Source organism: Thalassoglobus neptunius (assembly GCF_007859735.1).
In the GTDB taxonomy this organism is placed as follows: Bacteria; Planctomycetota; Planctomycetia; order Planctomycetales; family Planctomycetaceae; genus Thalassoglobus; species Thalassoglobus neptunius.
Genome location: NZ_SIHI01000001.1, coordinates 779133 through 794180, shown reverse-complemented (window position 1 = coordinate 794180; position 15048 = coordinate 779133). Strand labels below are relative to the sequence as shown.

The 15048-nt window shown below is 52.9% G+C and carries 14 protein-coding genes; 5 read left to right on the top strand and 9 right to left on the bottom strand.

Annotation, left to right across the window (positions count from 1 at the left end; all coding sequences use genetic code 11):
• Positions 1 to 15 precede the first annotated feature (15 nt).
• Positions 16 to 921, bottom strand: a complete 906-nt coding sequence (locus tag KOR42_RS03255; RefSeq protein ID WP_146507177.1) for an ABC transporter ATP-binding protein — start codon at positions 919 to 921, stop codon at positions 16 to 18.
• Positions 922 to 1280: 359 nt separating this feature from the next.
• On the opposite strand from KOR42_RS03255, the gene KOR42_RS03250 reads away from it, so the two are divergent.
• Together KOR42_RS03250 and KOR42_RS03245 are read left to right on the top strand one after the other, a co-directional pair.
• Complete coding sequence (locus KOR42_RS03250; RefSeq protein ID WP_146507176.1) at positions 1281 to 3131, top strand: ABC transporter permease subunit; 1851 nt, start codon at positions 1281 to 1283, stop codon at positions 3129 to 3131.
• Entirely contained in the window at positions 3128 to 4426 is a 1299-nt protein-coding gene (locus tag KOR42_RS03245) for a CNNM domain-containing protein (RefSeq protein WP_146507175.1), read from the top strand. Before KOR42_RS03250 ends, KOR42_RS03245 begins: the two co-directional genes overlap by 4 nt.
• A 139-nt stretch (positions 4427 to 4565) precedes the next feature.
• On the opposite strand, the gene KOR42_RS03240 is transcribed toward KOR42_RS03245, so the two are convergent.
• Together KOR42_RS03240 and KOR42_RS03235 are read right to left on the bottom strand one after the other, a co-directional pair.
• Entirely contained in the window at positions 4566 to 5378 is an 813-nt protein-coding gene (locus KOR42_RS03240) for a hypothetical protein (RefSeq protein WP_146507174.1), read from the bottom strand.
• A 434-nt stretch (positions 5379 to 5812) separates the two neighbouring features.
• Positions 5813 to 6523 carry a sulfite oxidase-like oxidoreductase gene (locus KOR42_RS03235; protein ID WP_146507173.1) on the bottom strand — a complete coding sequence of 237 codons (711 nt, stop codon included), beginning with the start codon at positions 6521 to 6523 and terminating at the stop codon, positions 5813 to 5815.
• Between the two features lie 226 nt (positions 6524 to 6749).
• Here KOR42_RS03235 and KOR42_RS03230 point away from each other — a divergent pair, with 226 nt between their 5' ends.
• From KOR42_RS03230 to KOR42_RS26415, 3 genes are all read left to right on the top strand, one after another.
• A complete protein-coding gene (locus KOR42_RS03230; RefSeq protein ID WP_146507172.1) occupies positions 6750 to 7985 on the top strand; it encodes a formylglycine-generating enzyme family protein in 1236 nt (411 codons plus the stop codon).
• A gap of 174 nt (positions 7986 to 8159) precedes the next feature.
• Complete coding sequence (locus KOR42_RS03225) at positions 8160 to 9506, top strand: excinuclease ABC subunit UvrC (protein ID WP_197440813.1); 1347 nt, start codon at positions 8160 to 8162, stop codon at positions 9504 to 9506.
• A gap of 248 nt (positions 9507 to 9754) precedes the next feature.
• A complete protein-coding gene (locus KOR42_RS26415) occupies positions 9755 to 9910 on the top strand; it encodes a hypothetical protein (RefSeq protein WP_197440812.1) in 156 nt (51 codons plus the stop codon).
• Positions 9911 to 9998: 88 nt separating this feature from the next.
• On the opposite strand, the gene KOR42_RS03220 is transcribed toward KOR42_RS26415, so the two are convergent.
• The 6 genes from KOR42_RS03220 to KOR42_RS03195 form a co-directional block, all read right to left on the bottom strand.
• Complete coding sequence (locus KOR42_RS03220) at positions 9999 to 10310, bottom strand: hypothetical protein (protein WP_146507171.1); 312 nt, start codon at positions 10308 to 10310, stop codon at positions 9999 to 10001.
• Between the two features lie 210 nt (positions 10311 to 10520).
• Positions 10521 to 11747, bottom strand: coding sequence for a DUF420 domain-containing protein (locus KOR42_RS03215; protein ID WP_146507170.1), 1227 nt, complete (start codon positions 11745 to 11747; stop codon positions 10521 to 10523).
• Entirely contained in the window at positions 11744 to 12595 is an 852-nt protein-coding gene (locus KOR42_RS03210) for an ABC transporter permease (RefSeq protein WP_146507169.1), read from the bottom strand. The genes KOR42_RS03215 and KOR42_RS03210 overlap by 4 nt, the downstream gene beginning before the upstream one ends.
• Complete coding sequence (locus KOR42_RS03205) at positions 12592 to 13524, bottom strand: ABC transporter ATP-binding protein (protein ID WP_231740612.1); 933 nt, start codon at positions 13522 to 13524, stop codon at positions 12592 to 12594. Before KOR42_RS03205 ends, KOR42_RS03210 begins: the two co-directional genes overlap by 4 nt.
• A 109-nt stretch (positions 13525 to 13633) precedes the next feature.
• On the bottom strand, positions 13634 to 14050 hold the full coding sequence (locus tag KOR42_RS03200) for a cytochrome C oxidase subunit IV family protein (protein WP_231740611.1): 417 nt from the start codon (positions 14048 to 14050) through the stop codon (positions 13634 to 13636).
• Between the two features lie 22 nt (positions 14051 to 14072).
• Positions 14073 to 15032, bottom strand: a complete 960-nt coding sequence (locus KOR42_RS03195; RefSeq protein ID WP_146507166.1) for a cytochrome c oxidase subunit 3 — start codon at positions 15030 to 15032, stop codon at positions 14073 to 14075.
• Between the last annotated feature and the right edge of the window lie 16 nt (positions 15033 to 15048).

Sequence of the window (15048 nt, the reverse complement as noted above, 5' to 3'; positions counted from 1 at the left end):
TTCAAGGAGACTGGACTAGGATTCCGTGGTCGCTGATGGACGTTCTCCTGGTTCGAATCGTCGACCAGGACGGGCTTCGCTCTCCTTGACTGTTCGCAGGAAGAGTTCTTCGAGGGTGGAGGTCGGATGCGAGAAACTCTTCAGGTTCGCTCCGTGTTTCTCGAGAACACTTTCGACTTCGCGAATTGTTGCGTCGTCGAGCGAACTGGTGACGAGTTGAGTTTCTTCTTTGGCTTCGAGAAGTTCTTGAACGCTTCCGATCACTTTCAGTTCCCCACGGAACAGAATGGCGATTCGGTCACAGACGTCCTGAACATCAGCGAGAAGGTGACTGCACATGACGACAGTCTTGCCTTCATTCTTCAGTTCACGAATCATCTCTTTCATGTCCGCTGTTCCGAGCGGATCGAGTCCACTGGTCGGTTCATCGAGGAGGACCAGTTCCGGATCATTGATCAACGCCTGAGCGAGACCAATTCGGCGAGTCATTCCTTTGGAATATTCTTTCAACTGGCGGCGGCGGGCATGTTCGAGGCCAACTCGCTTGATCAGAGCGTCACGCCGTTCGCGTCGCTCAGCTTTGGTCATCTTGAACAGCTTGCCGTAGAAGTCGAGTGTTTCGTCGGCATTCAGGAAGCGGTAGAGGTAAGACTCTTCCGGGAGATATCCGATCCGTTCGTTCTTCTCGACGTCGTGTGCGGGCTCGCCCAGAATTCGCACCTGACCTTCAGTCGGAAACAGAAGCCCGAGCAGAAGCTTTAGTGTCGTTGTCTTTCCTGATCCGTTCGGACCGAGCAATCCGAACACTTCGCCTCGTTTGACGTCCAGGCTCAAGGAATTTAAAGCACGGACCTTTGCACGACCCCAAAAGTCGCGGTAGACCTTCGAGAGATTGCGAATCTCGATGACAGAATCTGACATTGGATTTCCTGGCAAAGTTCGGGAGCCTTGGCTCCTCAAGAACCGAATGAGTTATGAAGACGGCATAAAGACTTGATGAAAGATCGCTCGTCATGTTGTTCAGCTGACCACCTGGCCAGCATCGATTCACGACTGAAAGTTCCGGTTCGTTGGGAAAAAATGGAATATTCGAACAGGAACCCGATCTGAGCACTGTATGTATCTACCGTAGTAGTTTCAACGAATTCGAGATGAGTTGATCAACTCTGGCTTTGAAATTCTGAACGCCCCCTCATAGCCAATCAATTCAGCACGGCTTATACTCCGCTGCATCGTTAAGCGTTCCCCCGCCAGATTCTACGAGATAGTAAAGTTTTCCCGTGCTCGCTGGTCCCATTGTCACACGCGAACTGACAACCGCTCCCCGCAAATATCAGCACTTCGGATTGAGAGCTGGCTACGCTGCTGCGATGTGCGTTTTGATGTTCACCTGTTCACAGAGCACGTTTGCGAGTGAAATTCCACGGGGAATCGGGGACATTTCACGGTTTTCGGTCTTCGTCTTCGACCTGATGTGCTTTGTTCAACTGCTCATCGTCACCGGTGCTTCGTTGCTGTTCGCTGCTGGAAACGTCTCTCAGGAGAAGGACCGACGAACGCTGATTCTGTTGCTGATGACCGACTTGAAGAACACCGAACTCGTCATTGGCAAAACGCTGGCGGGTCTCCTTCCGGTCTTCACGATGATTGCGGTATCGATCCCGGTTCTCATGTCGTTGACGATTTTGGGCGGGATCACAATCGATCAGATCGTGTGGTTTGAGATTTTGTGTGTTGTCGCTGCTCTCGCTGCCGGAAGTTGGGGGGCGCTTGTCGCTTTCTGGAGAGACAAGACCTTCCAGACGATTGCCATTACGCTCATGGGAGCCGGAATCTTTTTGGGGACCGTTCAGATTCTCGGAACGCTGATCGGAGCCGAAACACTGGTTGGTCGCTTCTTTCTGAGCTTCAATCCATTTCATGCGCTGTCGACGCTTCTGCGACCACTGGCAGTGAGAGTGGATGGAGAAAGTGCATCAAGTTTAGCGATTCATTCGTCGTTGAGTCTGTTGGGGCTCGCGATTGCACTGTGGGTATATACCTGCCTGCGAGTCCGAATCTGGAATCCGACGAGAGCGGTCTTTCTGACCACTGTCGATGAAAAAACGACCCCAGACGCCGAAAACGCAGCGTCTGAGACCCTCACGACTGAGAACGTCGACGCGGTTTCGGTTTCACAACTGGTCGCTGAGGGGACGGACGCTCAGGAAGCGGAAGAGGAACTGGATCGAGCGACAACTGCGGTTCGAGCTTCCCGGACGATTTGGGACACTCCGATCATCTGGCGGGAAATTTGTACTCAGGCTTACGGAAACCGGGTCGGACTGATCAAGGCTGCCTATTTTCTTGTGGCGGTCGCGTCTCTCGTCTGGTTGCGAGGAATCCCGGAAGACGCCCCTCTGATTCGAGGAGTGATGACAGCTTCCGGAGTTGCGTTCGTTTTGCTCTCTCTGCTGGCGCTGATTCTTGTCAACGCCCAGGCGGTAACGTCGTTGACGTCTGAACGAGATGGCCAGACACTCGAGCTGCTGCTCGTGACCGAAGTGACCGCGAAAGAGTTCATCTTCGGAAAGCTCGGCGGTGCGTTGTTCAATATGAAGGAAGTCATCGTCGTGCCTGTTGTGTTCGCGGTGATGGCGTGGGCACAGGGGCAGTACAATCTCGAAGGGTTGATCTTTCTCCTTCTGGGGTATCTCACTCTGGTCGTCTTCGCCACGACGTTGGGCCTTCATTCCGGTCTGACGTTCAGTAATTCCCGGTCGGCGATCATGAACAGCCTGGGGACACTCTTTTTCCTGTTTGTCGGCGTGTTCGTCTGCATGCTTTTGATCGTGGAAGCGAGGAAATCGTTCGCGCTTCAGTTTGTGCCGTTCTCGTTCTTTATGTTTGGCGGTGGGCTCGGGTTGTGGTCCTCATTGACTCACAAGAATCCGTCGACCGCATTGACGACGAGTGCCTGGCTGCTTCCATTTTTGACGTTCTATGCGATCGTCAGCTTCCTGCTGAATGACACTGCAGCTGTCTTCATGGCTGTTGTTGTTCCCTTTGGATTCACAGTCGCTGCGATGCTCGTCCCTGCGGTGAGTGCATTCGACGTTGCCTTGGGGAGGACAACAAACGATCGTGGATGAGCGAATTTCTGAACACATCACCAATCTGGACACCCGGCGCCATTCTGATGGGACTGTTGATTCTCGGTTCTGGATTCTTTTCTGGAAGTGAAACAGCACTCTTCTATCTGACGCGTGATGAAATCCGTCGGCTCAAAAGCGGTGGTCCGAGTGCGAGACTGGCTGCAACGCTCTTGCGGCAACCGGACCGTTTGTTGACGGTCGTCCTGTTCTGGAATCTCATCATCAACCTGACTTACTTCGCGATCAGTTTTGTGACCGCGAAGAAACTTGTCTCATTCGGGCACTCGACGGCGGCTGGGGTATTGAGTCTGTTTGCTCTCGGGGGCATGATTCTGTTCGGCGAGATTTTTCCGAAAAGCATCGCTGTCAATCTGCGAAATTCGATTGCGATTGCAGCCAGTTGGCCGCTGGCACTCGCGGTCCGAGCGATTTCTCCCATTCTCCCCGCCCTGAGTACACTGACGCTCGCCTTCCGACGGGCCATTGCTCCTTCGCTCAAAATGGAGCCGTACCTGAATGTGGAGGACATCGAACGGGCGGTCGACTCTTCAGAAGTCGGTGGGGATCTGGCGTTGCTGGAGCAGAAGATTCTCGGTCGTATTCTCGAAATGTCGGAGATGCGGACGGAAGAGTTAATGCGTCCGCGAGGAACATTTGCGACCTGTTACCCACCGGTCGATCTGGCTCAACTCAAGCAATTTGGCCCCGGAACCGAATATGTGTTTCTGATGGACCCGGGAACCGAATCGATCAGCCGGGTCATTCCTCTGGGGGACGTGAACGCCATCCCCGAAACCAATCTCGAATCAATCTCTGAAGAAGTTGTCTATGTTCCGTGGTGCGGGCGAGTCTCGGCTACGCTTTCGACTCTTCGAACTCGAATTCTCAATGCTGCTGTCGTGGTCAATGAGTTCGGCGAGGCGATTGGCGTGATCACGGAAGATGACATCATCGATACGTTGTTGAATCCGGAATCCAGTCGAGCCCGTCGTCTTCTCGATCGGGAACCCGTTCTGCAGGTCGACGAGAATCGATTTCTCGCTGAGGGTCTGACAACGCTGAGATATCTCGGCCAGCGTGTTGGGTTCGACTACGAAGATCGCGACGATGGACTGCTGACGATTTCCGCTCTTCTTTACGAAAAGTTTGAGCGTTTCCCGGAAGTCGACGATGAGTGCGAGTGGGAGGGCTACCAATTCCGCGTCGTCGAAGCGAATGGCCCCGGCAAATCGATTCAGGTTGAAGTCAGTAGAGTTCCTGAAGCAAACGAGGAATCTGACGAAGAGCAGTAGAAGGAGTTTTAGCCGAGGAAGGATCGGTGGAAACTCTGTGCTCACCTGAAAATGTTTACTCTGACCTGTCTGTTTTGCTCGTCGGAATCAGGGAGATTCAGCGTTGCAGTTGGCTCAAGAGGCCGCGAAGAGACAGCTTCTATTGAGTGTTCGCAGCCGGTTTCTTTGAGTCAGGCTGATAAGTCCACATCGGTTGTCCGACATACTGGAATTCGACGATGCTCGGATCGAACTCGTCACCAGGACGATAGAATTCCTGGATGATCACCTTTCGCCACAGATCCGGGTTTTCCGGGTCGTCAGACCGATTTTCGTACCCGTTCGAAAACCCCTGCAGAATGACTTTGAAGAAGTCTGTCGTTGGGTCCACTCCGGTCCAGGTTGCAACACCGTAGATCCAGGGTTGGTCATCCGCGGAAGGCTCGACAATGGAGGGCACATCCTGAACTGCTGAAACAGAATTCAGAAGCGTTGGAGACGTGCGTCGTTCAAGCTGTTCAATTTGCTTCACAGCCATCGGCAAGACTGAGTCGACAATGATCTGGCTGGGAACTTCCGATTCTTTGCTGTCGTAGGTGACGAGTGTGAACTGCGGGATAAATTGCATCGGTCCGGGAAGCGGATCGAGAGTATTCACCGCTTGCGAATCGTCGGTGCTTCCCGGGGGAAGCGGACGATTTATGGCTCGCCAGACCATGTACCAGACTTCAGTCGGTTTGACTTCACCGGTGACTGGATCTTTCGTATCGACCCAGACCATGCGGATGGGCTTCAACTGAACTTCCATGACCCACAAGCTGGGCTGTCGAACAACTTCGGCGAATAGCGCGTTTGCTTCGACGGTTCTGTCGAATCCTCGCGAGACTTGAGCTTCCGAGGTTCGCATGAGACCGACGAAGGAAACGACGGCCAGACAAGCGATTCGAATTTTACTGGAAGCAATTCTCTTCATCGGATGACCAGTTGTGCGAAAGGGCGTAAATGCGAAAGGCGCCGGCTGCACCACGAAAGGACGAAGATTGTCCGTTCATGACTTTAAGGAGCGCTCCTACCAAAATCAATTCGTGAATCTGCGAGCAGGAAAATGCACGCACTCAATTGCTGGATCGAGTCTTCACTGTCCCTTATTTCGTTGAGAATGTTGACTTGCAATGAGATTCTCGACGGGGATTAAACTGATCATTTCAAAGCTGAGAATGCACTGACAGTTTTTCCGAATATACGACGTCAAGATCTTCAGGATTTCTGCTGGAGAACCGGTAAATCCGCTGCATTCCGCACAAGTCGCTCTTTCGGAAGTGTGACGTGGATTCGCTGATCAGTGCTTCTTGAACAAGAAGTGCCTGACGAGCGCGTGGATAAAGAACGTGTGACCGCGCAGGGAGTTTATTCGCGGCGCTCCCCTTGCCAGCCTGGATCATCGCGAAAACGTTCTCCGTCGGGATTCTGCGGATTGACGATCCACGGGTCGCCATGGAGGTGGTATCCAACCTGCTCCCAGTATCCGGGTTGGTCGTCGTCAAGAAACGTCAGTCTCCGAAGCCACTTGGCGCTCTTCCATGCGTAGAGTCGAGGAACAACCAACCGCACAGGCCCGCCATGATCCGCATCCAGTTCGACTCCGTCATGACGGTCCACCAACAACGCATCCTCAACATCAAAGTCCGTGAGCGGCAGGTTGGTTGTCCATCCGGAGTCGTAGCCGGTCGCAATGACAAAGCGTGCAGTATCTTGAACTCCGACAAGTTCCATCAGATGTCGGACGGAAACTCCTTCCCACAAATTCCCGAGTCGCGACCATCGCGTGACGCAATGAAAGTCGGAAAAGACTTTGACGCGCGGCAGACTCTGAAATTCCTCCAGCGTGAAAGTCAGCGGATTGTCCACCAGTCCGTCAATTTGAAGTCTCCACGATTTCAAATCGATTTTGGGAACGTGTCCGTAGTGAAGCACCGGCCACTTGCGAGTCTGCGTCTGTCCGGGAGGAATGCGATTTTCCCGACGGGTGTCTGAACTGATGATGACATCACTCGCTTCGTGGATGTTCGGTTCATCAGGGGCGGTCGACTGATATTTGGGATCAACAGAGTTTGACACGGGTTGTCTTTCAACCAGGTGAATGGAAACTGTAGAATGACAGAATTCAAACTCGACGGAATTCTTCGACGGAGAAGCTGTCTCTCATCGATTCGTTGTGAATCATTATACACCCGGCGCTCTCAACTCGAAGCATTCCGGGAGAAATGGAAGACAACTGCGTCGCAGATTCCTATGATAATATTCGATTTCATTCAGACATCTTCCCAAACTGTATCGTCATCCCATGAAAAGTGTGTACTCCCTTTTGATTGCGACGATCGTGGTCAGCTGTCTGCTGCTGGCTGCCGTCCTGGCTCCCACTGGTTCTGACGCGACAACTCGCGACGACGACTTCAACGCAGCCCCTCCCGAGGTCTCTGCTGCTGAGGAGGACTCTTCTGCGAAGACACCGTCTGTCGATACGAGACCACTCATCGTGGAAGCTCCTCGACCTGCACCTGCAGGAATGGTTTGGGTGCCGGGAGGACGTTTCCGCATGGGGATCGATTCGTTTCCGGAACCGGGTGAAGAGAATCCGAATCGAATCAAACCGGATGAGTATCCCGCTCACGATGTCGAACTCGACGGATTCTGGATGGACGAAACCCCTGTGACCAACCGGCAGTTTCAGGAGTTCGTCGAAGCCACAGGTTATGTGACCTTTGCTGAAAAAGTTCCGACTCGTGAGGACTTCGCCAAAAGCGGGGCCGACGTCAGTCTCATCCCGGATGAAGCATTGAAAGCGGGCTCGATGTGCTTCAACTCCAAGTTCGATCCCGACTCACTCATCACTGGCGTCCCGAACTGGGAGTATCAGGTTTGGATGGTGGTCGATGGAGCCAACTGGAAACAACCCGGCGGACCGGACACGAATCTCGAGGGTCTCATGGATCATCCGGTTGTTCACGTGACCTGGGACGACGCAGTTGCTTATTGCGAGTGGGTCGGAAAACGTCTTCCGACCGAAGCTGAGTTTGAATACGCCGCCCGTAGTGGAGGCAAAGACCTCCTCTATCCGTGGGGAGATGAACTCGTCCCCGACGGGAAATACATGGCCAACTTCTGGCAGGGAGAATTCCCCACCAACCGACTGAACGAAGATGGCTTTCTGACGACTTCGCCCGTAAAGACTTATCCGCCGAATGAGCTCGGGCTGTACGACATGGCTGGGAATGTGTGGGAATGGTGTCACGACTACTTCCACATCGATTACTACTCAAACTCGCCATTGCGAAATCCGAAAGGCCCGAAATTCAGTGTTGATCCCCAGGAACCCGGAATCGTGAAGAGAGTCCAGCGAGGGGGATCATTCCTCTGCAATATCAACAGCTGCACCGGCTACCGAACCGGAGCACGAATGCGGGGCGAAATCACGTCCAGTAGCTTCCACAATGGATTCCGGTGTGTTGTTGATACCACCATGCTGAAGGAATTCGAAGCTGCCAACGCCAAAAATGCGACCGACGCCGGCACCGAGTAGAGTCTCAAAGTCGCAAGTTTCACTGTGGCAACTTTCGCAGCGACTCGTCCATTCAAAAGTGAGTGAGATTCCGTTTCTGCTGGCGGATCAGCTCATGACGGTTCGAAAAATGCCGTCTCTGTCTCAACAGTCGACGTGACTTATTCTTCGTCGAAGGCGTAGAATTGCCGCGTCATGGAACGAGAAAACAGCGATCAGAACAGTTCTTCGGTGTCGCCGCCGATGACTCCGCCGCATGAGAAGGTCAAGACATTTCCGCAAAAGCCCGGTGTGTACTTGATGAAGGATCGACTCGGTCGGGTCATCTACGTCGGAAAAGCGGTCAATCTTCGCAGCCGCGCGGGCAGCTATTTCACGTCCGCTGCTGCAACAGAAATGCGAACGGCCAACCTCGTTCCCGAAATTGCCGATATCGATTTTCTCGTCACAGACTCCGAAGTCGACGCGCTGCTTTTGGAATCACGGCTGATCAAAGACATTCAGCCGCGATTCAATCAGGAACTGAAAGACGACAAGACATTCCCCTATCTACAAATCCGCATCGGCGAAGACTTCCCCAGAGTCGAGTTTACGCGAAAGCCCGAGTCAAAAGGCGTCAAGCTTTACGGACCGTTCACGTCGGCCAAGAAGCTCAGAGGAACCATTTCTGTTCTGCAGAAGATCTTCAAATTCCGGACATGCCCTCTCGACATTCAGGAAGACGATGAACGTTGGCGCTGGTTCCGGCCATGTTTGCTGGCGAATATCAACCAGTGCACCGCGCCCTGCAATTTGCGAATTTCCAAAGAGGAGTATCGCGAGGACATCCGGCGTCTGCGGATGTTTCTGGATGGAAAAAAGACCCGCCTCATCGCAGAGTTGCGACGCGACATGCAAGCAGCATCGAAAGAACTGAAGTTCGAGAAAGCTGCCCGCATACGGGATGAGATTCATGCTCTCGAAAATCTGAACCTACGCGGGAACCTCGAAGATCATCAACAGCCCGAAGTCTTTTACATCGATCCTCAGAAAGGGCTGAGAGGGTTGAAGAAAATCTTCGACCTTCCGGAAGTTCCTCGTGTGATTGAGGGGGTCGACATTGCCCATCTTCAGGGAGGGGAGACTGTCGCCAGCCTCGTGCAGTTCATCGACGGGTTGCCTTTCAAGCACGGGTACCGGCGATTCAAGATCCGCACTGTCGATGGCGTCGACGATTTTGCATCGATGCGAGAAGTCGTCAGCCGGCGGTTGTCTCGGCTTTCACGCGATGGTGATGCGTTTCCGGACATCCTTCTCATTGATGGAGGGAAAGGGCAGCTGAACGCAGCTTTGCAGGCAATGAAAGCGATCGACATCGATCCGCCATTCACAATTTCTCTCGCCAAGCGGGAAGAAGAAGTGTATGTCCCGGGACAGCCTGAACCTCATCGTCTCAGCCGACACTCCTACGCACTGCGTTTGTTGCAATATGTTCGGGATGAATCTCACCGATTCGCTCAAGCTTATCATCACACGCTGAGAAGTAAGTCGACGTTTGAGTGAGATCCGCTGTCATTGGCTCTCGCGACGCTCACAGCCCAACTCAAAGATGATTCGACGATCCCACGTTGCGTGGCCAGTTCAACGCGATCAAGTGAGCCCCGTCACAGACGACCAAGTGAGATTGTAGCGATTGAAGCAAACATACCGCTGGATTCCACGCCTCTTCCAGCAACTCCGCCTGCGAGATGTGTTTCACGAACTTAGAGTTGAGAACACTATCCCCACATGCCTTGCTTCGAGTCACCACGATGCAACTCATTCTTGCAATGTCTATTGGACAATATCTGCGGACCTATCGACGCTATGCGTACGACTTCTGGGAGAACCTGACTCCCATGCAGTACGGGGCAGTCCTCTTGACCGTTTTCGTGGCCGGCTTCTTGCTCATGAAGTCGTCACGCTGAGATTTGCGACGCCGAATACCAAAAAAATAGACGGGCGAATTTGTTCTGATCGCCCGTCGTTTTCGAAATCTCGGTTGAGTGATTCTCCTTAAGAATCAAGCGACTCAAACGATCCGCTCGAGGAATCGTCTCGATGCAGTGCGAGTGATTCTTCATTCATCGCAGCTTGCTTTTGTGAAAGTCGATAGAAGGTCACGGCGAAGACTGTGAAGATCGTCGCTGGCATGGAGAGCATGAACAAGATGCTGTACATGTATGCACGTGGACGAGCATTGGCTGCCTCGTCTTTTCCGTCCTCATTGGCAACGGAACACATGGGACATGCTTCGGCCGCACGAGAAGCTCCCAGGCCTCCGACGAGAACCATCGCGATCAGCATTGCTTTGAGCAGACGAGTCATGGTTGTGGCTCTTCCATTTTAAAGTTGGGCACAATCCTGTTTCGAGCGTCATGACGACGATAGATCGTCTCAACGTCCGACCAGACGGGAATCAATTCCCAAGCTGATTCCGTAACGGATGCTCCATTCTGTGTACTCGCGCGGGGTGTTGAAAAACAACGTCACCCATGGTGCTCGTGCGAATCATGTCCATCGGACGATGAACGGACTCTACAGTCGATAAAGCATCCAGTAAATAATAACACCTGTCACAGACACGTACAGCCAAATTGGAAATGTCACACGCGCCCACCGACGATGAGAATCCCAGGAGGCTCTCAGCCCCTTGATAATGGTGACAATTGCCAAAACTGGGACAAGTGCAGCCAGGATGACATGGCTGATCAAAATCGAAAAGTAAACGATGCGAATCGTACCGGTGCCTTCAAACGGCTTCCCCGGGGAATCTGCGTAGTAGTGGAGGGCAAAGTGATACGAGAGATAGCAAGCCAGGAATGCGACTGACACTCCGAAGGCAAAAAGCATCGATTTTTTGTGAAGCGATGTGTATCCCGATTTGATGAAAATGTATCCCAGAATCAGCAAGACCGTGGCCAGCGAGTTCAGCATCGCAATCACACCCGGCAGCCGCTTGGCCCAAGCCGGCAACTTGTCGAGCGGATTGACGGGCTCAGCCTGATCACCCTCAAAGTACTCTCGGATTGTGACGCTCTCGTCACCCTCAACTGCTGTCGGGCGGTGGTCCTCGGGAGTTTCGATTTCCCCTTCCAGGACGTTTTTCAGTGTCGTCATGTCGTCCGCAACGACGGAGTCGTATCGCCCCAAAACTTCGCCATCAGCACTGACATGAATGATGTTGTTGTCGTGGGCGAACTCCATTCCCGGAACGCGGTCTGTCCCGACATTCTCCCAGGCTGAAATCTTGAAGCCCTTGCGAATAAGATCCCACACGACCTCCGGCTCTCCGGTCGCAAAGATCCAGCGTTCCGGATCAGCCCCCCAGATCTCCGAATAAATCTGCATCCGGTCGACATCATCGTGTTCGGGGTCGACGGTGATCGTCACAATTCGGCAGTCGATATCCGAAATCCGCTTGTTGAATTCCATCATCGTCTTGCAGGTCAGCGGGCACTGATAGCTGCAACGTGTGAAAACGAAGTTCACGATCCACGGTTTCCCGAGCAGATCTTCGTTTGTGAATGGGGTTCCGGTCTGGTCAACGAGGGTGAAGTCATCAACCTTTTCGGGGTTCCAAACTCGGTAGTCCCCGTCTTTCCCATCGCGATACGTCAGCGGGATCTTCGTTCCCGGCTCGATGACGATTTCGGCAGGTGTCTCTTCAGATTCCTGACCAATCAGCGCTTCGCATGGACCCAGAAAAGCGACGAGAAACAGGATGGCTTTGACGAGGGACTCGGGTTTTGGTGGGGAAATCATGATGCAACAGCGGGATCACGTCGGGTAATAAAAACGTCCGCAGCCAAACAGACAGCTGCAAACAGGAGAGTCACACTGAGGCAGACCCAAAACGGAGGGAGCACTTGAAGCACAGCTGGGTCGGTGACGAGGCAGCGTCTCAACCCGGCGACTCCGTAGGTCAGGGGATTGAGGCGAATCAGCCAACTCATCCAGACACTCCCCGTCCCTGGGAAAAACGCGCCGGACAAAAGCCACATCGGCAGAAGAACCAAACTCATGACACCGTGGTATCCTTGGACTGAGTTGATCTTCCAGGCAAACAAATACCCCAAACCAGTCAATCCTATGGCGATCAATGCTAAAAACAAGGTTGCTCCGACCATTCCGGAAATTGAACTTGCCAGATTCATTGCTGGAGCCAGTCCAATCCAGTGAAGGAGCGGCGCAACGATGAGAAACAGGGCGGCCTGAATCATGGCCAAAATGGCACCACCCAGCACCTTTCCCATGACAATTGCTGATCGCGGAATCGGAGCAACGAGGACGCCTTGAAGAAATCCTTCGTTGCGATCCTGAATGACGGAGATCGAAGAAAAGATCGACGTGAACAGGACAATCAGGACTGCAATTCCGGGCAGAAAGTACTCTTGAAAGGACAGGCTCTGAGTGTCTTCAACACCGGGAAGCTGAAATGCTCCGTGAAGACCGGCTCCGAAGAGAATCCAGAACACAATCGGTTGGCCGATCGCACCAATCAGTCGCGACCGCTGACGGACGAATCGCACAACTTCCCGAACGGCAAGAGTCCAACTTGCCAGCCAGAATGAGGATTGTACGACGTCACTCGAATTCTGATCGGAACTCATGAAACCTCTCCCGCTTCGATCAGTCCGCGTCCAGTTAACTTCACGAAAACATCTTCAAGAGATGGTTTTCCAAGCGTGAGTGAACGAAATCTGCCCGGATATTCCGTTGCGATTTGTGCCAGGAGTTCGTGGCCGCTTTCGTGCTCGATCCGAATCACTTCGTTGAGCGTCTGCACATCGCACGAGAACTTCGTCCGCAATTCCTCAGCCAGTGATTCAATCTCTTCACCGAGAATCGTGATCGAGTCTCCCCCGACCTTCGATCGAAGCTCATTCGGCGTCCCGAGGGCAATCATCTCTCCGAGGTCGATGATTCCCAGTCGATCACATCGGTCAGCTTCTTCCATGAGATGCGTCGTCACAAGAATCGTGACGTTCATTTCCTCACGTAATTCGAACAGAGTGGCCCAGAGATCATGTCGGGCGCCGGGATCGAGACCGGTACTCGGTTCGTCGAGCAATAGAACTTTTGGCGAGTGGAGCAACGTTTTCGCGATTTCGACGCGTCGTTTCAGTCCCCCGGAAAGGGTCTCGGCATAGTCGCGTTCTCGATCAGCGACACCCAACCGCGACATCACCTCGTGACATCTTTCCGTGAGATGTTTTCCGCTCAACCCGTAGAGTTTGCCGTGGTGTTTGAGGTTTTCGCCGACGGTAAGCTTGAGGTCGAGACTGGGCGACTGAAATGTTACGCCGATCGATCGACGGACATCATCAGATTGTTCAGAAACGTCGAAGCCATTGACGGTCGCGATCCCCTTTTGACGGGGGAGCAGAGTTGAGAGAACACGAAACAGCGTCGACTTCCCACTCCCATTCGGACCGAGGAGGCCGAAGACTTCACCGCGTTCGACATCAAAGCTGACTCCCGAGAGCGCGTGGCGTTCGCCGTAAGAATGCTCCAACTGGTCAACATGAACAATCGACATCATCACTCCTCTGATGGCTCCTGCGAGTTCGGATGCAGGCGAAGGACCGAAAGCGGTTCAGTTCGAGAGGAGCTTGATCAAACTTGACAGGACGGTTTCTTGACAGTCCTCAATGACTACTCGACGGACTCGCGTGCTCTTCCTCAGCGTGGTGGCCTTCGTCACCCTCTTCGGAGTGATGACCATCACCTCCGTGAGTGACGACAACCATCTTGGATTGTGGAGTGTCCATTGTGTAGTAGTGCATCGCCATGTCAGGAGCGAGAGCAATCATGAGACCGACCGCCAGAACTGCTGTCGGGGCCAGCACCACAAACTTCCAGCGTCCCTCAAACTTGAGGTGCATGAAGTAAGTCATCACAAACAGCGCCTTGGCCAACGCAATTGCCAGCACAAGGCCAACAAGCAAGATCGGTGAGATCTCAATCAAGTCAAATGCGACTGAAATTGCTGTGCAAATACACAGCGCGATAAAGACGCCGAAGTAATTGACGTGTGGGTGTGAGTCGTCGTGTGCGTGATCCATCAGACCGCTTTCAAGTTATTTATTACTGGCCAATGTTTCCGGGAATGATGTAAAGAAGCGGGAACAAAAAGATCCAGACCAGGTCAACAAAGTGCCAGTACAGTCCGCTGTTCTCCACCCAGTCAGTCCACTTTTCGTCCAGGCTGGTGCCGACCGCAAGAGCTGCTCCGAACAGCAACATTCCGACGATAACGTGGATCGCGTGAAAACCGGTCATCAGGAAGTATGTCGACGAAAAGAGATTCCCATAGACAATCGGATCGTAGACACGAAGTCCTGAGACGATGTGGCCATAGGTGTCATTCTCCTGCAACTGTTTCAGCTTCACTTTCGCTTGTTCCATCGACAGTTTGTCCGCCGAAATCGCTTCGCGAATCTTCAGGAATTCCGAATGCAGAGCGGAGTAAGCTTTCAACTGAATCAGACGTTCGCCTTCTGCGTCTTGAAGTGCTGTCGGCACTTCAAGCTGTTTCACATGCAGTGGGGCATCCCCGGGGATCAAGTCGTTCAATTTTCGATCGAGCGTGTCACTCAAGTTGTTCTGAAACTTATGAACTGACTGCTCAGCGGTCTCTGGAATATGCCCAGGGAGAATGTCGTAGTGAATTTTTCCATAGTACTCGTAGGACTTAATTCCAAGGAACACGCAGGCAAGTGCGAACGTCATCCACAGGAATTTGCGGGCTTTGACAAAGTCTTTGAGCGTCATCGCTTCGTGGGCGACAACCACAAAGTAGCTGGAGACGATCAGGATGAACGTGTTCAGTCCACCAGCGAGGATGTTAATGTGAGTGACGTGTGTGTCCGTCGGCCACGCGCTACGGCCGTTGGCATCCACAGATCCAAAGTACAAGACGATGTAGGATCCGATAAATGCCGTGAAGAACATGATCTCTGTGCCAAGGAACAGCCACATGCCAAGCTTGGCATTGGGGATCGGTAACCCCATTTTGAGGGCAGGTGGATGGTGTTCGTGAGACATGAATCATTACCTCAAT